17 protein-coding genes are annotated in these 22,665 nt (G+C 68.8%); 9 read left to right on the plus strand and 8 right to left on the minus strand.

Annotated features, from left to right (window positions below):
• Positions 1-75 precede the first annotated feature (75 nt).
• The gene (locus tag AC5RVV_RS03865) at positions 76-1,044 is read right to left on the minus strand and encodes a zinc-binding dehydrogenase (protein ID WP_494000081.1); all 969 of its coding nucleotides are present in this window, start codon (positions 1,042-1,044) and stop codon (positions 76-78) included.
• A 299-nt stretch (positions 1,045-1,343) separates the two neighbouring features.
• Between AC5RVV_RS03865 and AC5RVV_RS03870 the strand changes: the two genes are divergently transcribed.
• The 5 genes from AC5RVV_RS03870 to AC5RVV_RS03890 all read left to right on the plus strand — a co-directional run bounded on the left by AC5RVV_RS03870 (position 1,344) and on the right by AC5RVV_RS03890 (position 7,280).
• Entirely contained in the window at positions 1,344-2,816 is a 1,473-nt protein-coding gene (locus tag AC5RVV_RS03870; protein WP_494001272.1) for a fumarylacetoacetate hydrolase family protein, read from the plus strand.
• Positions 2,792-3,481, plus strand: a complete 690-nt coding sequence (locus AC5RVV_RS03875; protein WP_494000082.1) for a GntR family transcriptional regulator — start codon at positions 2,792-2,794, stop codon at positions 3,479-3,481. Before AC5RVV_RS03870 ends, AC5RVV_RS03875 begins: the two co-directional genes overlap by 25 nt.
• Before the next feature lie 110 nt (positions 3,482-3,591).
• A complete protein-coding gene (hpaE, locus tag AC5RVV_RS03880) occupies positions 3,592-5,121 on the plus strand; it encodes a 5-carboxymethyl-2-hydroxymuconate semialdehyde dehydrogenase (protein ID WP_494000083.1) in 1,530 nt (509 codons plus the stop codon).
• Between the two features lie 31 nt (positions 5,122-5,152).
• Complete coding sequence (hpaD, locus tag AC5RVV_RS03885) at positions 5,153-6,250, plus strand: 3,4-dihydroxyphenylacetate 2,3-dioxygenase (RefSeq protein WP_494000084.1); 1,098 nt, start codon at positions 5,153-5,155, stop codon at positions 6,248-6,250.
• A gap of 181 nt (positions 6,251-6,431) precedes the next feature.
• Positions 6,432-7,280 (plus strand): Rieske (2Fe-2S) protein, encoded by an 849-nt coding sequence (locus AC5RVV_RS03890; protein ID WP_494000085.1) that lies wholly within the window; start codon positions 6,432-6,434, stop codon positions 7,278-7,280.
• A gap of 5 nt (positions 7,281-7,285) precedes the next feature.
• On the opposite strand, the gene AC5RVV_RS03895 is transcribed toward AC5RVV_RS03890, so the two are convergent.
• Positions 7,286-8,830 (minus strand): MFS transporter, encoded by a 1,545-nt coding sequence (locus tag AC5RVV_RS03895; RefSeq protein WP_494000086.1) that lies wholly within the window; start codon positions 8,828-8,830, stop codon positions 7,286-7,288.
• A gap of 369 nt (positions 8,831-9,199) precedes the next feature.
• Here AC5RVV_RS03895 and AC5RVV_RS03900 point away from each other — a divergent pair, with 369 nt between their 5' ends.
• Positions 9,200-9,868, plus strand: a complete 669-nt coding sequence (locus tag AC5RVV_RS03900; RefSeq protein WP_494000087.1) for a phosphoribosyltransferase — start codon at positions 9,200-9,202, stop codon at positions 9,866-9,868.
• A gap of 117 nt (positions 9,869-9,985) precedes the next feature.
• On the opposite strand, the gene AC5RVV_RS03905 is transcribed toward AC5RVV_RS03900, so the two are convergent.
• Positions 9,986-11,377 (minus strand): MFS transporter, encoded by a 1,392-nt coding sequence (locus tag AC5RVV_RS03905; RefSeq protein WP_494000088.1) that lies wholly within the window; start codon positions 11,375-11,377, stop codon positions 9,986-9,988.
• 332 nt (positions 11,378-11,709) lie between these two features.
• Here AC5RVV_RS03905 and AC5RVV_RS03910 point away from each other — a divergent pair, with 332 nt between their 5' ends.
• Positions 11,710-12,423, plus strand: a complete 714-nt coding sequence (locus AC5RVV_RS03910; RefSeq protein WP_494000089.1) for an IclR family transcriptional regulator — start codon at positions 11,710-11,712, stop codon at positions 12,421-12,423.
• A 72-nt stretch (positions 12,424-12,495) separates the two neighbouring features.
• Here the strand turns inward: AC5RVV_RS03910 and AC5RVV_RS03915 are convergent, their stop codons facing one another.
• From AC5RVV_RS03915 to AC5RVV_RS03930, 4 genes are all read right to left on the minus strand, one after another.
• Positions 12,496-13,812 carry an MFS transporter gene (locus AC5RVV_RS03915; RefSeq protein WP_494000090.1) on the minus strand — a complete coding sequence of 439 codons (1,317 nt, stop codon included), beginning with the start codon at positions 13,810-13,812 and terminating at the stop codon, positions 12,496-12,498.
• 82 nt (positions 13,813-13,894) lie between these two features.
• Positions 13,895-16,933, minus strand: a complete 3,039-nt coding sequence (locus tag AC5RVV_RS03920) for an AAA family ATPase (protein ID WP_494000091.1) — start codon at positions 16,931-16,933, stop codon at positions 13,895-13,897.
• Positions 16,930-18,090, minus strand: coding sequence for an exonuclease SbcCD subunit D (locus AC5RVV_RS03925; protein WP_494000092.1), 1,161 nt, complete (start codon positions 18,088-18,090; stop codon positions 16,930-16,932). The genes AC5RVV_RS03920 and AC5RVV_RS03925 overlap by 4 nt, the downstream gene beginning before the upstream one ends.
• Positions 18,091-18,181: 91 nt before the next feature.
• Positions 18,182-19,231, minus strand: coding sequence for an MIP/aquaporin family protein (locus AC5RVV_RS03930; RefSeq protein WP_494000093.1), 1,050 nt, complete (start codon positions 19,229-19,231; stop codon positions 18,182-18,184).
• Positions 19,232-19,377: 146 nt separating this feature from the next.
• Between AC5RVV_RS03930 and AC5RVV_RS03935 the strand changes: the two genes are divergently transcribed.
• A complete protein-coding gene (locus tag AC5RVV_RS03935) occupies positions 19,378-20,595 on the plus strand; it encodes an ADP-ribosylglycohydrolase family protein (protein ID WP_494000094.1) in 1,218 nt (405 codons plus the stop codon).
• 4 nt (positions 20,596-20,599) lie between these two features.
• Complete coding sequence (locus AC5RVV_RS03940; protein ID WP_494000095.1) at positions 20,600-21,526, plus strand: SDR family NAD(P)-dependent oxidoreductase; 927 nt, start codon at positions 20,600-20,602, stop codon at positions 21,524-21,526.
• 26 nt (positions 21,527-21,552) lie between these two features.
• On the opposite strand, the gene AC5RVV_RS03945 is transcribed toward AC5RVV_RS03940, so the two are convergent.
• Positions 21,553-22,569: a 3'-5' exonuclease gene (locus AC5RVV_RS03945; RefSeq protein WP_494000096.1), complete on the minus strand. Its 1,017-nt coding sequence runs from the start codon at positions 22,567-22,569 to the stop codon at positions 21,553-21,555.
• Positions 22,570-22,665: the final 96 nt, after the last annotated feature.

Raw genomic sequence — 22,665 nt, forward strand, 5'->3', positions numbered from 1 at the left:
CGCAACACAAGGCACCTCCAACTTGGGCTGGAGGTGCCTTGTGTTGTGTGTCCAGGAACCGCGGACTTCGCTGGATCAGTCGATCAAAGCGACCAGCCGGCCAATAACCTCGCCGCGAGCCAACTTGCCGATGCCTTCTCCGATTTCGTCGAAGGAAATCTGGCTGATGTGGGCCGACAGTTTTCCATCCGCCATCAGCTGAAGCACGTCGGCGCAGTCCTGCAGTGTTCCTGCCTGGGAACCGACCAGCTCGACTTCGTTCAGCGTGAGCTGCTGGAGGTTGATGGTGCCTTCGCTCCGTCCGAGCCCCACCTGGACGACGCGGCCACCGCGACGAACGATGTCGACGGCACCGGCGGTTGTAGTGCCGAAGCCTGCAAAGTCGACTACCAGGTCCAGTTCCTTGTCGGCAAAATCCCGAATGTCCTTGGCTACTGCTGTGGCACCGATCTCGAGTGCCATCGGGTGCACCTTCTCATTGACTTCGGCCACGTAAAGTTCTGCGCCGTTGGCTATCGCCGTCTGCGCTCCGAGTGATCCCAGACCACCCAGGCCGATAACCCCGACCTTCATCCCCGGCTTGAGTCTGCCCTGAACCATCATGGCGTGGTAGGAAGTCATACCGGCATCCGTCGCGGCCGCCGCCTGATCAAACGGGACGCCGTCCGGCAACGGTGCCACCAACCGTGCGGGGGCCTTCACCTTTTCTGCGAAGCCCCCGTTAAGCGAGGTGCCGGGGCCTTCGATCGCGGCGGGAATAACGGCTCGGTCCCCCACCGAGAAGGTCGTGACATCCGCACCGACCGCTGAGACGATACCGGCGATCTCATGGCCGAGCGTGATAGGCCGGAACGGAAGCAGCGACGTCAAGGTGCCGTCAATGAACCCAACATCGCTGTGGCACAGCCCGGCGGCCTTGATGTCCAGGACAACTTCATCCGCAGCAGGTTCCGGTGCGGCAACTTCATTGAGCGAGAGAGGTGCGTCGATTTCTGTAAACTGCCAAGCCTTCATTACACAATCACTTCCTTGAGCGGTACGCACGCAAATCCATGCATATGCATTCACTCTAGGCGGTTTACCGGGAGATGCAAGATATGCGAACGTTGACTCGCCTTACGCCACGGTGGAAGCGGGTTGGCATTTCTGACGGGTATCTGCTCCCACCGTGACCTTCGCAGACAGGCATGCAGCTCATCGGGTCGGCCGACCGACCGTTCAAGAAAAGGTTCGCGATGTTCTTGACGTGGCACTCGCCACAGGCCATGATGGATCATATACGATTTCGTACTTCACAGGAGGATGCTTTGTCCGAAGCCAACGTCACCCAGTCCGCGGGCACGCTGCAAACGGTGGATACCCAGATCCTGGAGGACGCCGGCAAGGTGCTGGCCGTACACCTGTCCTACAACTCCCGGGCCGCACAGCGCGGACGGGTTCCGGCGCACCCCTCCTACTTCATGAAGGCCTCCTCCTCGCTGGCCCTCTCGGGCGGCACCGTGGAGCGCCCCGCGGGCACCGAGCTACTGGCCTTCGAGGGCGAGATTGCCCTGATCATCGGCAAGCCTGCCCGCCGCATCAGCATCGACGAGGCCTGGGACCATGTGAGCCACGTGACCGCCAGCAACGACCTGGGCGTCTACGACATCAAGTACGCCGATAAGGGCTCCAACGTCCGCTCCAAGTCCGGCGACGGCTTCACCCCGATCGGCCCGGCCCTGCTGCCCGCGGCGTCGGTCAACCCGGACGCCCTCCGGATCCGCACCTGGGTCAACGGCGAGGTCGTCCAGGACGACACCACCGCGGGCCTGATCTTCTCCTTCGCCCGGATCGTCGCCGACCTGTCGCAGCTGATGACGCTGCATCCGGGGGACATCATCCTTACGGGGACCCCGGCCGGCTCCTCCGTGATCGTGCCGGGCGACGTCGTCGAGGTCGAGGTCTCCGACGAAGCCGCAGGGCTGAGCACCGGCCGCCTGTCGACCACCGTCACCCAGGGCGAGGCGGAATTCGCGTCCTTCGGCAACACTCCCAGGATCACCGACGCCGACCGGATCGATGCCTTCGGCAGCGAGGAAGCGGCCGGGCTGGCGCCGGCAATCACCGGCAAGTCCGCGCTGACCGAGGACGTCAAGGGCAAGCTGCTGTCGGTCGCCACCGCCACCATCTCCGGCGCGCTGCGGAAGCGCGGGCTGAACAACGTCAGCGTCGACGGCCTGTTGGCCACCAAGCCCGGCCAGAAGGTCATCGGCACCGCCCGTACCCTGCGCTACGTGCCCAACCGCGAGGACCTGTTCAAGTCGCACGGCGGCGGTTACAACGCGCAGAAGCGCATCATCGACGCGCTCGGTCCGGGCGAGATCCTGGTCATGGAGGCCCGCGGCGAGAAGGGCTCCGGAACCCTCGGCGACATCCTCGCCCTGCGCTCCCAGGTGCGCGGCGCGGAGGCCATCATTACCGACGGCGGCGTCCGCGACCTTTCCGAGGTGGCGGCGCTGGACATCCCGACGTTCTACAACGGTGCCCACCCGGCGGTGCTGGGACGCAAGCACGTGCCCTGGGACACCGACGTGACGGTCGCCTGCGGCGGCACCACCATCCAGCCCGGCGACATCATCGTGGCCGACGACAACGGCATCCTGGTGATCCCGCCGGCCCTGGCCGCCGAGATCGCGGACGAGGTCGTCGAACAGGAACGCCAGGACAGCTTCGTCTTCGAGATGGTCAAGGAAGGCCACAAGATCGAGGGCCTGTTCCCCCTGAACGCCGAATGGCGCGCACGCTACGAGGCATGGGTCGCGGAGCAGCCGAAGTGACCACCCTGGCCCCCAGCAAGTCGGAACAGGCCTACGAGCTGCTGCACGAGCGGATCGCCAAGGGCGAGCTGGTGCCCGGCTACCGGCTGGTCCTCGGGACCATCGCCGCGGAGCTTGGCTGCAGCACCGTACCGGTGCGCGAGGCAATCCGCCGGCTGGAGGCCGAGGGCCTGGTGACGTTCGAGCGCAACATCGGGGCGACGGTCGCGGCCGTCGACGCCGAGTTGTACCTGCACACCATGCAGACGCTGGCCGTGATCGAGGGCGCGGCGACGGCCCTGGCCGCGCCGCTGCTCTCCGCCGCGGACCTGGCCGAGGCGCGAGCGGTCAACGCCGAGCTGCGCCGCTGCCTGGAAGACTTCGATCCGCGCCGCTTCACCCAGCTCAACGACCGGTTCCACGCCGGGTTGTACGAACGCTGCCCCAACCCGCACATCCTGGACCTGGTGCACCGCGGCTGGAACCGGCTCAACGCCATGCGGGCCTCCAGCTTCAGCCACATCCCCGGCCGTGCCCGCTCCTCCGTCGAGGAACACGAGCAACTGCTGGATCTGATCGACGCCGGTGCCAGCGCCGGCGAAGTGGAGAAGGCGGCCCGGGCACACCGGACCAACACGCTCAACGCCTACCTGGCCGCGGACGGCTTGCCGCCCTCGCCCCTGTAGGCCGCGACCGCTGCCGACGGCGACACCCCGCCGTCGTCAGCGGCCAAGCACCACACACAGCCCAGACCTCACCGACTACCGACCATTCAACCCCCATGGAAAGGACCATCATGGCCGAGCACTTTGTCCCGGACAACCTGCCCACCCACCTGCAGCACTACATCGGCGGCAAGCTTGTCGACTCCATCGACGGCGACACCTTCGACGTGCTGGACCCGGTCACCAACAAGCCGTACATCAAGGCTGCCTCCGGCAAGGTAGCCGACGTTGCCGCGGCCGTTGCCGCCGCCAAGGACGCCTTCGAGAACGGCCCCTGGCCCACCATGCTGCCGCGCCAGCGCTCCCGCGTGCTGCACAAGGTCGCCGACATCGTCGAGTCCCGCGGCCAGGAACTGGCCGAGATGGAGTGCTTCGACACCGGGCTGCCCATCAAGCAGGCCCTGGGGCAGGCCCAGCGCGCGGCGGAGAACTTCCGTTTCTTCGCCGACCTCATCGTCGCCCAGCACGACGACGCCTTCAAGGTTCCCGGCCGCCAGGCCAACTACGTCAACCGCAAGCCGATCGGCGTCGCGGGCCTGATCACGCCGTGGAACACCCCGTTCATGCTGGAGTCCTGGAAGCTGGGTCCGGCGCTGGCCACCGGCAACACCGTGGTCCTGAAGCCAGCCGAGTTCACCCCGCTCTCCGCGTCCCTGTGGCCGGGAATCTTCGAAGAGGCCGGCCTGCCCGAGGGCGTCTTCAACATCGTCCACGGCTACGGCGAGGAAGGCTACGCCGGGGACTCCCTGGTCAAGCACCCGGACGTCCCGCTGATCTCCTTCACGGGCGAATCCCGCACGGGCCAGATCATCTTCGCGAACGCGGCGCCGTACCTGAAGGGCCTCTCCATGGAGCTGGGCGGCAAGTCCCCCGCCGTCGTCTTCGAGGATGCCGATCTGGAGGCGGCCATCGACGCAACGATCTTCGGCGTCTTCTCGCTCAACGGCGAACGCTGCACCGCGGGCTCGCGCATCCTGGTCCAGCGGAGCATCTACGACGAATTCGTCGAGCGCTACTCCGCCCAGGCAAAGCGGGTCAAGGTCGGACTCCCCCACGAGGAGACGACGGAGGTCGGCGCCCTGGTCCACCCGGAGCACTTCGAGAAGGTCATGTCCTACGTGGAGATCGGCAAGCAGGAGGCCCGCCTGACCGCCGGCGGCGGCCGTCCCGCGGAGTTCCCGGAGGGCAACTTCATCCAGCCGACCGTATTCGCCGACGTGGCACCGGACGCCCGGATCTTCCAGGAGGAGATCTTCGGTCCGGTCGTGGCCATCACCCCGTTTGATACGGACGAGGAGGCCCTCGAACTGGCCAACAACACCAAGTACGGACTGGCCGCCTACATCTGGACGAACGACCTGAAGCGGTCCCACAACTTCGCCCAGAATGTCGAGGCCGGGATGGTGTGGCTGAACTCCAACAACGTCCGCGACCTGCGCACCCCGTTCGGCGGCGTGAAGGCGTCCGGCCTGGGCCACGAGGGCGGCTACCGTTCCATCGACTTCTACACCGACCAGCAGGCCGTGCACATCAACCTCGGCGAGGTGCACAACCCGGTCTTCGGCAAGGCCGAAGACGCTGCCGCCATCCCGGACGCCTGACACCTACCCCTACCGCTCGAAGGAGAGAATTATGAGCAACGAAATCCCCAAGCCCTCGGTTCCGGCCCCGGACATCCTGCGCTGCGCCTACATGGAGATTGTGGTCACCGACCTGGCCAAGTCCCGCGCCTTCTACGTGGACCTGCTGGGCCTGCACGTGACCCACGAAGACGACGAGGCAATCTACCTGCGCTCGTTCGAAGAGTTCATCCACCACAACCTGGTGCTGCGCAAGGGCCCGATCGCCGCGGTGGCGGCCTTCGCCTACCGCGTGCGGTCCCCGGAGGACGTGGACCGCGCCGAGGCCTACTACCAGGAGCTGGGCTGCCGCACCGAGCGCCGCAAGGAAGGCTTCGTCAAGGGCATCGGCGACTCCGTCCGCGTGGAGGACCCGCTGGGCTTCCCGTACGAGTTCTTCCACGAGGTGGACCACGTGGAGCGCCTGCACATGCGCTACGACCTCTACTCGGCCGGCGAGCTGGTGCGCCTGGACCACTTCAACCAGGTCACCCCGGACGTCCCGCGCGGCCGCAAGTACCTGGAGGACCTGGGCTTCCGCGTCACCGAGGACATCAAGGACTCCGACGGCGTAACCTACGCGGCCTGGATGCACCGCAAGGGCACGGTGCACGACACCGCCCTCACCGGCGGCAACGGTCCGCGGATGCACCACGTTGCCTTCTCCACCCACGAGAAGCACAACATCATCCAGATCTGCGACAAGATGGGCGCCCTGCGCATGTCCGACCGGATCGAACGCGGTCCCGGCCGCCACGGCGTGTCCAACGCCTTCTACCTGTACATCCTGGATCCCGATGGCCACCGCGTGGAGATCTACACCCAGGACTACTACACCGGCGACCCGGACAACCCCGTCATCACCTGGGATGTCCACGACAACCAGCGCCGCGACTGGTGGGGCAACCCGGTGGTCCCGTCCTGGTACACCGAGGCGTCCCTGGTGCTCGACCTCGACGGCAACCCGCAGGAGGTCATCGAGCGCACCGACAACTCGGAGATGGAGGTGACCATCGGCGCCGACGGGTTCTCCTTCACCCGGGCGGACGACGAGGACGGCACCTTCCGCGGCCAGGCGTCGAAGGGTTTTAAGATCGGCAACCAGGTCTAGTCCCGGTCTTCGACCGCATGACGACGCCGCTGGGCGGCTTCCGCAGGGAAGCCGCCCAGCGGCGTCTGTGGCCTTGCCCGCCCCGCCGCCGGATGCCACACTGGCACCTACACGCGGTGCCGGCGCCCGGCCGACGGGGCGGTCCGGGGTGCCGACCGTTCTAGGGGATGGGGGAAACGGCGTGAGTATTCTGCGTACCGTCGTTGCACGGATAGAACGTACCGAGGCTCTGGACAAGGTCGCCGAACCGGTGGCCGGGCTGGTGGGCAGGATCGTCAGACCCCGGCCGATCAGGAACGTCCTCAGCGGCAGCTTCGTGGGCCACCCGCTGCATCCGCTGTTGACCGACTTTCCCATCGGTGCCTGGACCATGTCCACGCTGCTGGACACGGTGGGCGGCCGCCGTGCCGAGCCCGCGGCCGACCTCCTGGTCGCCTCCGGAATCCTCACGGCCGTACCCACGGCGTGGGCCGGGCTCAACGACTGGTCGGATACGCAGGGCGAGGACCGCCGGCTCGGCATCGTGCACGCCGCATCCAACTCGGCGGCGTTGGTGTGCTTCGCCGCTTCCTTCCTGGCCCGCCGCGGCGAGCGCCGGGGGCTGGCCAAGGTGCTCGCGCTGGGCGGCTTCGGGCTGGTGATGTCCGGCGGCTACCTGGGCGGCCACCTGAGCTACGCCCGCGGCGTCAACGTCAACCACACGGCGTGGCGGAAAGGTCCCGTCGAGTGGACCCCCGTCCTGGCGGAAAGCGAACTGCCCGAGGGCCGGCCGCAGCTGGCGCACGCCGGCGACGTGTCGCTGGTCCTGTTTCGCAGCGATGGCACCGTCCGGGCGCTGGACAGCGTCTGCAGCCACATGGGCGGGCCGCTGGCAGAAGGACAGGTCGACGACGGGTGCATCACCTGCCCCTGGCACGGCAGCCGCTTCCGCCTGGCGGACGGCAGCATCGTCAGGGGCCCCGCCAGCTCCGAGCAGCCAGCCTACGAAACACGCGTCCGCGAGGGGCAGGTCGAGGTCCGGCTGAGCTGACCGGCTCAGCCCCGCCGCGGCCTGGACCTGCGGGAGGCGCGGCGGGCGTCGGTTCCGGCGATGACGAGCGTGGCGACAACGGACGCGGCGGTGACGGCCAGTCCTGCGGTGATCGCCTCGGTCCAGCCCGACCGGGCCTGGACGGAAAAGGCGACGGCGGTGATGACCGCGATGCCCACGGCGGTGCCGATGCGCTGGGCCGTCTGCAGCACTCCCCCGGCGCTCCCCGCGTACTCCAACGACACGTCGGCCAAAGTCAGCGTCTGGTTGGGGGTGATAATGAGGCCCTGCGCCATGCCGATGAACGACAGCGTCAGCAGCATCCACCAGATGCTGAGCAACCCGGCTGCCTCCAGTTGGATGACGGCGATGGTCGACGCCAGCCCCAGCAACGCGCAGAGGATCCCGGCGACGATCATTTGCCGCCCCCGCTCCAGCACCCGCTTGCCGGACCAGTGCGACGAATAGGCGCCGAGCAGCGCGGCAGGCAGCCCGATCAACCCCGCCTCCAGAGCGCTGCCGCCCAGCCCCTGCTGGATGTAGAGCGCCACCAGCACCCAGACGCTGGTCACGCCCATGAAGTACAGGCCGGCGATCAGCGAGCCGGCGGAGAAGCTGTGGGTGCGGAAGATCCGCAGGTCGACCATCGGGCTGCGCCCGCGGTGGCGGTAAGTATGTTCCCACCACGCCCACAGCGCCAGCAGTCCCGCGCCGCCGGGAAGCAGCAGCCAGATCCATGCACCGGCCCCGCGTTCGACGAAGGGCAGCAGCAGCGCCAGCACCGACAGGCCCAGCAGCACGGCCCCGACGGGATCGAGGTCGCGTTCGGGCTTGGCTACCGGGGGCTGTCCGGGGGCGCCTTCGCGGTCTGCTTCCCCTGGAGGGTCAACGGCAGTGTGCCGCGGCTTGAACCACATCAGCGCCAGCACGATGGCCAGGATCCCGACCGGTACATTCACGAGGAAGGTCCAGCGCCACCCGTCCTGGACACCGGCGAACTCAATGATCGTTCCGCCCAACAGGGGCCCGACGGCCACCGACACGCCAATCACGCTGCCGAGCGCCCCGTAGGCACGGCCGCGTTCCGCACCGCGGAAATACTGCTGGATCATCCCCACGGCCTGCGGATTCAGCAGCCCCGACCCCAGGCCCTGCACGAAGCGGGTGATGTTCAGGCTGAGCGGATCCGGAGCGAGTCCGGCGGCCACCGAGGAGAGCGTGAAGAGCGCGACGCCGGCGATGAACAGCGGGCCGCGGCCCAGAATATCGCCCGCCCGTCCGGCGGCCACCAGCACCACACCAAAAGTCAGCGCATAGCCGGAGAGCACCCACTGGAGGTCCGAGTCCGACGCGCCCAGTCCGGTTTGGATGGACGGCAGCACCACGTTGACGATGCTCACGCTCACCAGCGACATGAAGATGGCCACCAGCAGCACGGCCAGGATCCGCCACCGGCCGGGGTCGGGGACGAAGCCGGCCTCGGCGCCGTCGGGGCTGGCCGGTCGGGGCGCTGATCGGTTCTCGGGAGCGGGGTCGGAGGCTTGGGTCACCTACCATTCATACGCCGGGACGGCTCCGCTGCCAAACCGCGCGCCTGCGGCGACAGCCGCGTTAAACGAAAGAGCCGGAGCGGCAGGCGTTGGGGGAATCCTGCGGGTCCGGCTCTTCCACGGCCGGACCCAAGTCCAGCCGACGCGATGCGGGCCCCCGTTCCGAGCCCCACCGTTGTCACGAGCATATCCCGCGGGCATCCGACCCGCGATGGGGAGAACTACCCATGCAGGTTAAGCGGTCTATCAGGCGGTCGAGCAATAGCCGCTACGTTGGGCCGGCCGAACGCCCCCCACGTCACATTCCGCCGCCGCGGAGGGCGTTCGCTCCCCCTCGCGACCCGGGAAACGCAAGAGGATACTGAAACCGTGGGACTGTTGAGCGGAGCACCTGCCCCTTTCGCCGATCGACCCGATGCCGCCCGGCAACTGGCGGCCGAACTGGCAGCATACCGCGGCCGCGACGACGTCACCGTGCTTGGCCTGGCGCGCGGCGGCGTCCCAGTGGCCGCGGTGTTGGCGAAAGAACTGGCCGCCGACTTCGACGCGCTCATCGTCCGCAAACTAGGCATTCCGGGCCAGCCGGAGGTCGCCTTCGGTGCCTTGGCCGCCCATGGCGGGCACACCGCCGTCGTCATGGTGGAACCGATAGTGGCAGAACTGCGCCGCCGCAATTACAGCGAACAGCGGCTGCAGGAGGTCCAGGACAGGGAACGGGCCGAACTGAAGCGGCGGCAGGAAGCGTATCTCCAGGGCCGGACGGCAGAGGTGCGCGGCCGGACCACGATCCTCTGCGATGACGGGTTGGCCACCGGCGCCACCATGAAGGCTGCGATCAACGCCGTACGGCAGAGCGACCCCCGCGAGATCGTCGTCGCGGTGCCGGTGGGCCCGCCGCAGGCCTGTGCCGAGCTACAGAAACTGGCCGATGCCGTGATCTGCCTGCGCCAGCCACGCAATTTCAGAGCCGTAGGCGAGGCCTACCAATACTTTGGCCAGGTCAGCGACGACGAGGTCATGGCAGCGCTGCCCCGGTAGCGGCTGCCGCCGCCAGGTTAAAGAACAGCGGACCGCCGCCGGCATCACTGCCGGCGGCGGTCCGTCTCTGCAGTCCCGCGGAGGCCTTAGCTGGTGGCCTCTGGTGACTGGCGCGACTTAGCGGTTCTCGCGCGCTTCGGGGTGCTGCTGCAGGTACTCCTGGTGTGCTTCCTCCACGCGCAGGTTCTTGCCCTTGGTTTCCTTGACCACGGAGACCGCCACGAGCGAGATGACGCACAGCACCATGATGTAGATCCCGATGGAGATCGTGCTTCCGGTCCGGCCCAACAACAACTCAGCGATCAACGGAGCGAAGGCACCGCCAAGGATGGCACCAATGGCGTAGCCAATGGAAACGCCGGAGTATCGGACGTTGGCCGGGAACATTTCGGCATAGAGGGCCGACTGCGGGCCGTAGGACAGGCCCAGGCCGATGGTCAGCACGAACATCGCGATGCCCATCAGGAGGATGCTCGCGGTGTCGATGAGCATGAACATGGGAATCTGCCACAGCAGGACCCACACGTAGCCAATCTGGAAGGTGCGGATGCGGCCGATCTTGTCGGAGAGGATTCCGCCGTACATGGTAAAGATCAACCAGCCGAAAGCAGCAAGCGTGGTGGCCAACAGGACCGATGGGCGGTCCATCCCCAGGCCTCCGGCGTCCGCCGGCTTGGTGGCGTAGGAAGCGAAGAACGCGATCAGCAGGTATCCGGCGGCATTGTTGGCAATGAAGATCAGCGCGGTGAGGATGACCTCTTTCCAGTTGTGCTTGAACAGCTGGCCCAGCGGAGCGGCCGATTCCTTCTTGCGCTCCTGCATCTCCTTGAAGACCGGGGACTCGGACACGGAGCGGCGGATGAAGTAGCCGACCAGGATCAGCACGACCGAGAACAGGAACGGTACGCGCCAGCCCCACGCAAGGAAGGCATCCTCGCTGAGGATAGTGGTCATCAGCCACATCACACCGGTGGCAAGGATCATGCCGATGGGAACACCGATTTGCGGGTAGGCACCGAAGAAGCCGCGCTTGTTGACCGGCGCGTGCTCCACGGACATCAGCGCGGCGCCGCCCCATTCGCCGCCGGCCGAGAATCCCTGCAGGATGCGCAGGAACACCAACAGGATCGGGGCCGTGATCCCGATGTCCCCATAGGTCGGCAGCACGCCGATCAGGAATGTCGCGGCGCCCATGAGCACCAGCGTGAAGACCAGCATCATCTTCCGGCCCAAACGGTCGCCCAAGTGGCCGGCGACGATGGCGCCGAGCGGGCGGAACAGGAAGCTGATACCCAGCGAGGCCCAGGAAACGATCTGCGCCAGGCCGGCGCTCTCCTGGGACAGCGGCGCGAAGTACAACGTAGCCAGCACCAGGCCGGCGGCTTGCGCGTAAATGAAGAAGTCGTACCACTCGATGGTGGTACCGACCAAGGTGCCCGCGAGCACCTTGCGCTCTTCACGGCGGGCTGCTGGGCTGAGGTTGCCTGCCAGCTCTTCTGACGTTGACATATTTTCTCCGTTGAATTCACAGAACGGTTACCGAACGGTCGGTAATGTGACTGGAGCCATATTACCGGACAGTGACGGGCCACACATAGCGCCGCCATATCATTTCCATAACGCCCAAACGCTGCCGTGGTGCGCCACGACGTCGCTCTCCTGTGGGAACGACCGGAGCCCGTGAGCGCCCACACCCCAAAGAAGCGGCCGAGCACGGCGCTGCGTTCTATAGTTGGACGCTTTGTCCCGATATAGAACAATGGGACCTGTGAGGGCCGGCACAAGCACTGTGACCGGTTCCCGCCGCATTTCCCGTCCAGGACTTTCCAGAGGATGTACCGATGAGCCAGACCCCCATCAAACCCGCCCCGGCGCACTCGCAGACCCTGTCGCGCGGCATCAGGGCCCTGGAGATCCTGGCGGAGGCGCCGTCGCCGATGACGATCGCCGAGTTGTCCGAGGCGTTGGGGGTGCACCGCTCGGTCGCCTACCGGATCCTGCGCACGCTCGAGGACCATTCGCTGCTGATGCGCGATTCGGCTGGCAGGGTGCAGGCGGGGCCCGGCCTGGCCGCGCTGGCCCGGGGTGTTTCGCGGGACCTGCAGTCGGCGGCGCTTCCGGAGCTGACAGCACTCGCCAACGACCTGATGATGACGGCCTTTGTCGCGGTCTGGGACCAGCACGACTGCGTGACGCTGCTGACCGTGGAGCCGCGGCATACGACGGCACTGGTGCAGCGTCCGGGCACCCGGCATTCCTTTGCCGCGGGAGCCCCGGGCATCGCCATCCAATCGGCCCTGACCCGGGACCAGTGGGAGCAGCATGCTCCGGGCCAGCCGATCCGTCCGGAGGCCCGGCTCGCCAAGGCCTCCGGGTATGCCATCAGCCATGACGAGGTCATCCCCGGCGTCTCGTCGGTCGCCGTGCCGGTCACCGTCCCGGGGCAGCTCCCGGCTGCCGTGGCCGTGGTCTACATCCGGACCGACACTCCAGATGAACAAATTGCCGAGGCCTTGAAGCGCTCAGCCGCAGTCATCGAGGCGGAGCTACACTAAGCCCGGCCGCGGCCGGCGGACGGCGGTCAGGCGTCCCCGCGGCGCCGGACGACGGCGGCAGGCGGGCGGCGGTCAGGCGTCCCCGCGGCGCCGGACGACGGCGGCAGCGACCAGGCCCAGCACCAGCAGCATGGCTGAGGCGGCAATCGACACCAGGAACGCACCGGAGTGTCCCAGGTTCTCGGCCAGCGCCCCGGCTACCGCCGAGCCAATGGCAGAGCCGAGGACGACGCCGCTGGCGAGCAGCGTCATCACCGTGCCGAGCCGCTCGTCCGGAGCGACCAGGCTTCCGATGCCGTAGATGGTGACCATGGTGGGTCCGACGGGCACGCCGACCACCAGCAGCACGAAAATCATCGGCAGCACTTCGGCGGGCAGCAGCAGCAGGACGCAGAACGCCGTCATCGCCGCCGCGCACACGACCCAGCGGCTGGAATGCTTCCACCGTGCGGGCCAGTAGGCCACGGACAGGGCACCGAAGGCCGACGTCAGGCCCAGCAGCGCATACAGCAGGCCCGCGGTGTCGGCCGCGCCGAAGCTGCCGCCGAAGGCACTCAGGGCGTTCTGGGTTGCGCCGAAGAACACGCCCATGGCCACCATCCCCAGCACGGGGATGGCGACGAGCGGCCAGTTGATCCGCACCGGCGAGGCAGCCGCGGCGGCTCCGGGATGCGCCTTGACCAGTCCTGGCGTCACCGGGACGACCGCACGGTAGGTGGGGTGGACGGCAAAGGCAGTCACCATCGTCACGGTCAGGGCGGCGGCCAGCACGAAGGGCAGCCACGGGGCAATCAGCGCCGCGAGCAGCCCGACCAGGGCCGGTCCGAGCACGAACGTCAGTTCGTCGGCGGTGCTCTCGTAGGACAGCGCCGTGTCCAATACCGGCTTGTCCTTGCGGGTCATCGCCATCCAGCGCACCCTGGCCAGCGGGCCGACCTGCGGACAGGTGGCGCCGACGGCGAAGGACGCCGCAAGCACGGCCACGGGGCCGGCTCCACTGCCTCCGATGTAGACGCAGGTCAGCAGCACGGCGATGGCGCAGGTGTGTGCGGCAGCCGCGACCAGCAGCACGGGCCGCTGACCGACCCGGTCGGCAAGGTAGCCGAAGAGCGGCGCACCGGCGGCCGAGCCGATGCCTACGGCACCTGCGGCGAAACCGCCTGAGGCGTAGGATCCGGTGCTGACGGTGACCAGTGTCAGGGCGCCGACCGTGAGCATCGCCAGCGGCAGCCGGGCAAGGAATCCGATGGCCAGAAAAGAGGCTCCGGCCATCCGCGCCAGCCGCGCGTAGCGGCCGAAGGGGTTTCGGGTCTTGCGACGTCGGCGGCCGGAGGTGTCGTTGCCGGGGGCTTGTTGCTGGGCGGGCGCGCCGGAATCAGAAGCAGTCATCGGTTTTTCCGTTGGTTCGAACCGCGCATCGTCCCGCCTCCCGATGCGCACAACCCGGATAACACAACCATCATACCGGTGGTCAGGCGGCCCCGGTAAGCACGGTGCGGACGGAGGAGCCGTGGCGCCCCTTCGTGACTTGGAGCTGGGCGCCGATCCGCTGCTTCATCTCCGCTACGTGGCTGACCAGGCCGATGACCCGGCCCCCGTCGCGCAGTCCCTCCAACGCATCCATGACCTGCTCCAATGCCTGCTCATCCAGGCTGCCGAATCCCTCATCGACGAACAACGTCTCGATGTCCACGCCGCCTGCCTCTGCCTGCACTACGTCGGCCAGGCCGAGTGCCAGCGCGAGCGAGGCCATGAAGGATTCGCCGCCGGACAGGGTGGAGGTGTCGCGCCGCTGCCCCGTCCATTCGTCGCTGACGTGCAATCCCAGGCCCGACTTCTTGTTGCCGGACTTCGAGTCGTCGTGGACCAGGGTGTAGCGCCCGTCGGTCATGGCGATCAGGCGTTCGGAAGCCGCCGCCGCAATCTGCTCCAGCCGCGCGGCCAGGACGTAGGTGGTGAGCGTCATCTTGCGTTCGTTCTCGCCCAGTCCCCTGACCGTGTCCGCCACCGACTGCAGGAGCTCGTGCCGTTCCGCGATCGGGGCCAAGCGGACTTGTTCCTCGTCGAAACGCCGGCGGTAGCTGGCAAGTTGTTGGTGCGACGCAGTCAGCACCCCGTGCCGCACGTGGTGCTCCTGCACCAACCCGTCCAGGACCGCGGCTTCCCCGCGTGCCGCGTCCAGTTCCGCGGTCCCCGGCAGTGTTTCGCCCTTCTCGAGCGCGGTGCGGGCACGGACGACGGCTTCGGAGGACTCCAGCACCTGCACCCGCTGGCCTGCTTCGGTGTAGGCGGTGTGGCGCCGCTGCAGTTCCTGCAGCTGTGCCGGTGCCAGCAGGGACACCCGGATTTCGTCTTCGGAGGCGAAGCTGGACTGCCCGATGGCCGAGGCCAGATCGGCTTCGGCCTGCTCCAACGCGTTGCCGCAGTGGCGGTGCTGTCCCAGGACGTCCAGGGCAGCGGCCAGCAGTTGGTCGAGGCGGGACAGCGAGGCCGCGTGTTCGTGCAGGCTGCCTCCGTCCGGACGGGCCTCGCGCAGCTTCTGCTCGAGTTCCTGCACGCGTTCCCTCCCGGCCTTGAGGTCGGAATCGGCGGAGGCCTTGGCCACGGCCAGAACCGACAGCTGCCGGCCGTTCTCGTCGAGCTGCTCGGTCGTGGCGGCCGCCCGTTCCTGCAGTTTTGTGCGCCGTTCCCGCACCGCGACGGCCTCGTCCAAACGGGCACGGGCGGCGACGACGGCGGCGGCTGCTTCGGCGGCGTCGGTCGCGCCGCCGCGGGAGGCCAGGGCCGAGAGTTGCTGTTCCAGTGCCGCGCACGCCTCGCGGGCCTGGGAGTACGTGGCTTCCGCCGCCGCGTGGTCCTCCCGGGCTGCTGTTTCCTGTTCGCGGGTGACCAGGTGCCCGCCGGCGGCCGCGGCCGGTTGCGGATGTTCCGTTCCGCCACACACCGGACAGGGGTCTCCCTCTGCAAGGTTGGCGGCGAGCTCCGCTGCGGCCTGATCGAGCCGCTGTTCCAACAGCGACAGCCAGGCTTCCTTGAGCCGAAGTTGCCTGGCGTGCGCCGCATCGCGGTTCCGGCGGGCCTCGTCGGTCTTGGCCAAGCAGGCGCCGTAGTCGGCCACGGTGTCCCGAAGCTGCCGGGCCTGTTCCAGCCGCTCGGTGAGCAGGCCGACGTCGTCGGAGGCTGCCGCCAGCGTGGCCAATTCCTCCTGCAGCCCGCGGCCGACTTCAGCCAGCCGTTCCCGGGTAGTTTCCGCGGCACCGATGTCCTTGGCCAATCGGCCCGCGCGCTGTTCCAACCGCCGCACGTCGGCAGCCCCCGCCTGCAACCGCTGCTCTTCCGGCAGCAGGGCGCGGATTCGTCCGAGCTCGGCGGAGAGCTGTGCCGCCGCCTCCTCGAGCAGCGCCTGTCCCGCGGCATCGGGGTCGGGGCGGCGGGAAACGAATGTTGGGAAGAGCGGATGGGCTTCGGCCTCGTCGATCCGGTCCAGAAACTCTTTCCCGGCCCGTTCCACAGCGAGTGCCGCCTGATCCCGGTGCCGGATGGGCGACGCCAGCAGTTCCGCGGCCCGGTGCGATGCCAGGGTTTCGGTCAGCGCTGCGTGGCCGTCGGCGCCGTTGCGGTGCTCGGCTGCCAGTTTCTCCAGCGCCGCCAATTCCGCGTGGTCGGCCAGCGCCCGCTCGTGCCGGGCAATGGCCTCCCGCAGCCGGCCCAGCTCATCTTGTCCGCGCTCGGCCAGGTCGCGGACGGAGCCGGCCGCGGACGCCATCGAGGACTCAAGGGCGGCGAGCAGGTCCGCGGCAGGCATTGACTGGTCCGGCATGTCCTCGGCGGCCAGATGCCGGGCTGCTTCCTCTGTTGCCCGGGCGAGCAGGTGGTCGGATCCTGCCACCGCGGCCTGGTAGTCCGAGCGTGCCTTGGCCGCTTCGTCCGCCAGGACCTGCTCCACCGCCTCGTAGCGGTCGGTCGCGAACAGGCGCTGCAGCAACGGCCGGCGTTCCCTGGCGTCGGCGCGCAGGAACGCCGCGAAGTCGCCTTGGGGCAACAGGACTACCTTGGTGAACTGTTCCAGGCTCATGCCCAGGACGGCCAGCAGCTCGGCCGCGGCCTCGTCGTTGCGGCCGCTTTTCTGGACCCAGGCCCCGTTGATCTTCTCGCGCAGCAGCGTGCGCGCCTGCTCCGTCACCGATCCGGACCTGGCCCGGGACGAGGGCCGTTCCCACTGCGGGTTGCGGGTCACTTCGAACCGTCTGCCGCGGGCGGAGAATTCGCACACGACTTCCGGCTCTGTCCCGGGTTCGGCGTGGTCGCTGCGCAGCCGCTTCCCCTGCTGGCGTGCGCCGGGAACGGACCCGTACAGCGCAAAACAGATGGCGTCCAGGATGCTGGTCTTGCCGGCCCCGGTCGGCCCGTTGAGCAGGAACAGCCCCTGCTCTCCCAGCTCGTCGAAGTCTATAATTTCCCGCGCAGCGAACGGCCCGAAGGCCTGCATTTGAAGCCGGTGGATCCTCATGCCGCGGCCTCCGCTGCCTGCACGGCGGCCAACGCATCGACCAACAGTGCGCGTTCGGCTTCGTCGGCCGGCCGGGAGCGGACGTGGTCCAGGAAGCCGCAGCAGACCTCCAGGTCGTCCTGGGCCTTCGCGATGCGCTGGCTGTAGCTCATGGTGTCCCGGCGCGGCCCGGAGGCGGGTTCGAAGTTGAGCACCAGCGTGTCGGGAAAGCGCGCCCGCAGCCGTTCCATCGCCTTCGCTGGGCGTTCGTCGTCGGTGACCGTGATTTGGCAATAGGCGTCCTGCGCCCAGGCGTGGTCCGCCGATTCGAGCAGGTCCTGCATGGTCCCCTTGAGCACGGCGAGCCTGCGCGGGGAGGGCCAGCTGACGTTTTCCACCGACGCGAGCCCGTCCGCGGTGAATTCGAGGATGATGCCGCCCTTCTCGTGGCCCGCCTCGGAGAACGAATAAGGCAGCGGTGAGCCGGAATAGCGCACGGTTTCGCTCAGCGCCTGGCGCCCGTGCAAGTGGCCCAGCGCCACATAGTCGAGGCCGTCGAACAGATCCAGCGGGACCGCTCCCACTCCCCCGATGCTCAGGTCCCGTTCGCTGTCCGAGGTGACGCCGCCGCTGGCAAAGGTGTGCGCCATGACCAGGGAATGCACGGCGCCGCCGGCCCGCCTCTGCTCAAGGTCGGCACGGACGAGGCCCAGCGCCGACCGCGTGACGGCGGTGTGGCTGGGGGCCTCCGCGCCCAGCTCCTCCGCGCACAGCCGCGGCTCGAGGTACGGGATCCCGTACACGGCCAGGGTCGCCCCGTCCAGGTCCAGCTCCACCGGGTCCGCAAGCTGGTCCAGCCGGGCGCGGATATGGACCCCGCCGTGGGCCAGGATGCCGGAGCCGAAGCCCAACCGGGTGGCCGAATCGTGGTTGCCGCTGGTCAGGATCACCGTTGCCCCGGCACCGCGGATGCGCGACAAGGCATCGGAAAAGAGGTTGACCACATCTACACCGGGAAGCGCGCGGTCGTACACATCGCCCGCGATGAGCACCACGTCGATGCCCTCCTCGCGCACTGTCTGCAGGAGTTGCTCCACGAAAGCGTGCTGCGCCTGCAGCATCCCGACGCCGTGGAAAGAACGGCCCAGGTGCCAGTCGGACGTGTGCAGTAACCTCATATTTCCAAACTATCCGGCGCCTGGGACAGTTTCGGACAAGCGCAACGGCACGTCCCGAAATCGGGACGTGCCGTTGCGCGGGACCTGGTGGTTATTCGCCGTCCGGGCGTGTCCGGTTCGGCTTGCGGTCAAAGAAGTCGCGGGCTTCGGCGGCGCCCTGATCGTCCGCCGGCGCCGGCTCGTCCGGCTGGTCCTCCACCGCGACGTCGGGAACCTCACGTCCGGCGGCGGACCCGGCGGGCACCGAGCCTGCCGCGGATCCGGCGGCCGCGCCTCCGGCCGACACCGTGCCGGCCGAAACGCCGCCGCCAGTGGCAGTCTTCCCCTCCACAGGCTTGCCGGAAGATGCAGCCGGTGCATCGCCGTCGTTGGCTGCCTTGCGCGGCCCGGGCACCAGTTCGGCACTGCGGTAGAGCAGCCCGGCGATCACCGCACCGAGCAGCGGGGCCGCCCAGAACAGCCACAGTTCGCCCAGCGGGCTGCCGTCCGCGAAATACACCGCGGCCGTGGAGCGGGCCGGGTTCAGTCCGGCGTTGGAAATCGGGAGCATCACGGCGGTCAGCACGCCGAACGCAAGCCCCACCGCGTACGGGGCGCTGCGGAGCCGGTCCAGGGACGAGGTGGCACCGAGGTAGACCGCCACGAGCAGCCCGGTGGCGACGGTTTCGGCCAGGAAAACCCCCGCCATCGAGAAGCCCAGTTCGTCGCCGCCGGCGTAACCGTTGGAGATGGACGTGAACACGCCGGCTGACTGGGCGCTGACCGGGTGGCTGCCCATGATCACCCAGAGCACGACGGCGGCCAGCGAGGTGCCGGCCAGCTGCGCCAGGACGTAGGGCAGCACCGACTTCCAAGAGGTCCGGCCCGCGAGCGCGCTGCCCAGCGTGATGGCCGGGTTGAAGTGACCGCCGGAGACGTGGCCGAACGCAAGCATGCCGGCAACGACCGCCAGGCCGAAGCCGAAGGGGACGCTGAAGCCGCCCTGCGGATTGAACATGCCAATCCCCAGGGCGCCGAAAAAGAGCAGGAACGAACCTGCCGCTTCGGCGCCTATGCGGGCCGAGTAGCTGCGCCCCTCGCCGAGCCGGGGCGGGGCGGCGTGGACGGCCGGAGCCGGTGACGCGGGGTGGGCTGCTGCCATGGATACTGTCCTTCTGCAGGGCCGGCCAGCAGCCGGCGCGTTACTCAAAACTACTCCACTCTGGCATCGGGGTCTGTGAGAAAGCTGGGTGCTGCCCGGGAAGGATGCCCGGCGAAAGGTCCGGTCCCGCGCCTAAGCTGGTAGTCGTGACTAACGATGCCCCGCTCCCCGGTTCCCCCTCCGCCGACGCGCCGGACTTCGCCGGCAGCGCGCCGCCCCCTCCCGGCACCATGCGGCCCGCTCCCGGCGCCGCCCAGCCCACACCGGTTCCCGCCGCCGTGCCGCCGCCCGTGACCCAGCCGGAGACCACGGCCCACGCGGTGCCGGACTTCGCCTCGCGGGTGCGCGGTTGCCTGCTCGGAGGCGCCCTGGCGGACCAGTTGGGGGCCGGCGTCGAATTCGACTCCTTCGACGCGATCGCCGGGCGCTTCGGGGCGGACGGGCTGCGGGACTTCTCCCAGCTGGCGGAGCCCGGCCACTTCTCCGACGACACGCAGTTGACGCTTTATACCCTCGACGGGCTGACCGAGGCGCTGGAATGGGCCAATGCCGGTACCGCCGCCGACGAAGCCGCCTGCCTCTGGCTGGCTTACCTGCGCTGGTACGCCACCCAGGAGGGCCGCTTTCCGGACAATGCGCCGGAGCCCCAGCCGCGCTGGATCGACGAACAGGACGTGCTGCACGCACGCCGCGCCCCCGGCGCCGCCTGCCTGTCCGGCCTGGCCACCGGGGAAATGGGAACGCGGGCGCGCCCGGTCAACCGGGACTCGAAGGACTCCGGCACGGTGGTCCGGTCGGCTCCGTTCGGGCTGCTGCCGTTCGTCGACGACCAGACGGTCCAGCGGCTGGCCACGGACGGCTCCGCGCTCACCCACGGCCATCCGACGGCCCACCAGAGCGCGGCAACGTTCGCCACGCTGATCCGGCTGCTGGTGCACGAACAGGCCACGCTGCCCGGCGCCGCCGTGGCCCTGCTGGCCCGCACCGAGCAGGATCCGGCCGCCGCCGAATTGGCCGGGCGGCTGCGCGCCGCAATCGAGCTGTCGGCAGGCGGCCCCGTGCAGCCGGCCGTGCTGACCGCCACGCTGGGCTTGGGCCGGGTGGCCGAGGAAGCCCTGGCCATCGCCCTCTACGCCGTCTTGGCGACGGCGGACAGCACGACGCCGGAGCACCACTTCCGCCGGGCGGTCGCCGCGGCCATCAATCACGACGGCGACAGCGACTCGGCCGGCAGCCTCGCCGGGAACCTCCTGGGCGCCCATTATGGCGAGGCGGCGCTCCCCGCCGAATGGCTGGGCGCGCTGGAGGCCGCCGACGTCATTCTCGGCATGGCGGAGCGCTTCCTGGCGCAAACCCAGGGCTGAGCCCGTGGACCACGACCGCGCTGCCCCCGCGCTGCCCCGCCAGGACGGGAAGGCGATCCTCGTGACCGGTGCCAGCGCCGGCCTCGGCTACTTCGCCAGTGAACAGCTGGCCGCGGCGGGAGCCACGGTGGTCATGGCTGCCCGTGATGCGGCACGCGCCCGGGCAGCCATGGAAGCCGTCCGCCGCACTGTGCCCGGCGCGGACGTGCACTTCCAGGAGCTGGATCTTGCCAATCTGGCCTCGGTCCGGCAAGCGGCAGGCGAACTTGCCGAGCGGGGGCGGATCGATGCCCTGCTGGCCAACGCCGGGGTAATCGGTTCCCGGGAACTGCAGTTCACCGCCGACGGCTTCGAACTGCAGTTCGGCACCAACCACCTGGGCCACTTCGCGCTCGTCGCCAGGCTGATGCCTGTGCTGCGCAGCAGCCGCGGCCGCGTGGTGCATGTGGGCAGCATCAGCCATCGCTGGGTCCGGCCGGACTTCCGCCGGGCCGCTCTGCCGGCCCGGTACTCCAGCTACCGGTCCTACGCGCTGTCCAAGCTGGCGGTGACGAGTTTCGGATTCGAGCTGGCGAACCGGCTGGAGGCGGTGGGCTCGCCGGTCGCTTCCGTGGTGGCCCATCCCGGGTACGCGCGCAAATACTTCACCCCGGACCGGCCGGGCTTGCAGCTGTCGCGTCCGGCGGCGGGCTGGCAACGGGTGCTTTTCGGGCTGGTGGCGCAGGGCAAGGACGCCGGCGCCCGGCCGCTGGTGCACGCGGCAGCCGCCGAGGAGGTCCGCAACGGCGACTACTGGGGACCGGACGGGCCGTTCCAGCTGACCGGACGCCCCGCCGTCGTCGCGCCGCGGCGGCCCGCCCGCGAGCGCAACGCCGCCTCGCGGCTGATCGACCTGTCCGAGGAACTCACCGGGGTAGGCCTCCGGCTCTGACTCCGGCGGCTTTCGACGGCGGCGGGTCAGGCGCTGTGCGCGGGCCAGCGTCCCCCGATCATCTGCAAGAACTCGCCTTCGGACAGCACCTCGATCTGCTGGCCCTTGCTGTGCAGCTGCAGCACCTTGTGTGCCTTGGCCGTCACGCGGCCGCTCTTGAGGTCGGAGGCGACGAAACCGTCGCCGACGACGAGCACGGTGGTCTTCCGGGTGACGTTGCTGGCCGGCCGGGCCCCCAGCTCCGCCGCCCGGTTCTTCGCCTCCTGCCGGGACAGGCCCAGATTGCCGGTGAAGACCACGGTCTGGCCGTACAGCGGGTGGGAATCGTCGGCCGCGTGGTTGGGCTCGGGGTTCTCCCCCTCGTCCGGCCAGTAGGTCCAGGCCGACGACGGCGCCGCGCCCCCGGCCGCCCCCAGCGCCTGCCGCTCGAGCGCCGTCCGGGTGGGTTTGGATACCGCCGCGCTGCCGTGGAGGTAGGCCTCCAGGCGCGTGGCGCGCAACTGCAGGGCGGTCAGCAGCTCGGGAATGCTGCCGGCCGAGTTGCGGCCGGCGATGTCGATCATGATGCCGGCGCAGGCCCGCGCGTCCGCCACGGCGTCGTGGTGGTTGTGCAGCGGCACGCCTGCGGCCTCGGCGACGAACGGCAGGGAATAGGACACCAGCGAATAGCTGCGCCGCGACAGGATGACGGTGCAGGCGTAGTCGTAGGCGGGCCCGGAGAGTTCCGAGACCTCCAGAGCCGATCGGATCACGCCCATGTCGAAGGCGGCGTTGTGGGCGACCAGCACGTCGGAGCCGATGAAGGCTGCCAGGTCGGCGAAGATCTCGCCGAAACGCGGCTTTCCCGCGACCATGCCCGCGGTGATGCCGTGGATCTGGACGTTGCGCCGGTCGAAGTGGTCGAAGCCCTCCGGCGGCCGCATCAGCCAGGAGGCTTCCTCGACGATCCGACCGTCACGGACCTTGCTCAAGCCGACGGAGCATGGGGAGCCCCGGAACCCGTTTGCCGTCTCGAAATCGATCGCCGTGAAGTCAACTGCCACGCGTTCAACCCTAAGCGACGGCACCGACGGTTCTGCGCCTGCAACACGCGTCGACGGCGACCCCGGCACGAGCGCTGGGGCCGCCGTCCTGGCGGC

It is taken from the genome of Arthrobacter sp. MDT2-34-1, assembly GCF_059091365.1.

Bases quoted from the DNA above. Each gene is read 5' to 3' on its own strand.
- AC5RVV_RS03875 (WP_494000082.1), top strand. From the start codon at position 2,792: ATGGGTCGCGGAGCAGCCGAAGTGACCACCCTGGCCCCCAGCAAGTCG.
- hpaE (WP_494000083.1), top strand. From the start codon at position 3,592: ATGGCCGAGCACTTTGTCCCGGACAACCTGCCCACCCACCTGCAGCAC.
- hpaD (WP_494000084.1), top strand. From the start codon at position 5,153: ATGAGCAACGAAATCCCCAAGCCCTCGGTTCCGGCCCCGGACATCCTG.
- AC5RVV_RS03905 (WP_494000088.1), bottom strand. From the start codon at position 11,377: ATGTCAACGTCAGAAGAGCTGGCAGGCAACCTCAGCCCAGCAGCCCGC.
- AC5RVV_RS03910 (WP_494000089.1), top strand. From the start codon at position 11,710: ATGAGCCAGACCCCCATCAAACCCGCCCCGGCGCACTCGCAGACCCTG.
- AC5RVV_RS03915 (WP_494000090.1), bottom strand. From the start codon at position 13,812: ATGACTGCTTCTGATTCCGGCGCGCCCGCCCAGCAACAAGCCCCCGGC.
- AC5RVV_RS03920 (WP_494000091.1), bottom strand. From the start codon at position 16,933: ATGAGGATCCACCGGCTTCAAATGCAGGCCTTCGGGCCGTTCGCTGCG.
- AC5RVV_RS03925 (WP_494000092.1), bottom strand. From the start codon at position 18,090: ATGAGGTTACTGCACACGTCCGACTGGCACCTGGGCCGTTCTTTCCAC.
- AC5RVV_RS03930 (WP_494000093.1), bottom strand. From the start codon at position 19,231: ATGGCAGCAGCCCACCCCGCGTCACCGGCTCCGGCCGTCCACGCCGCC.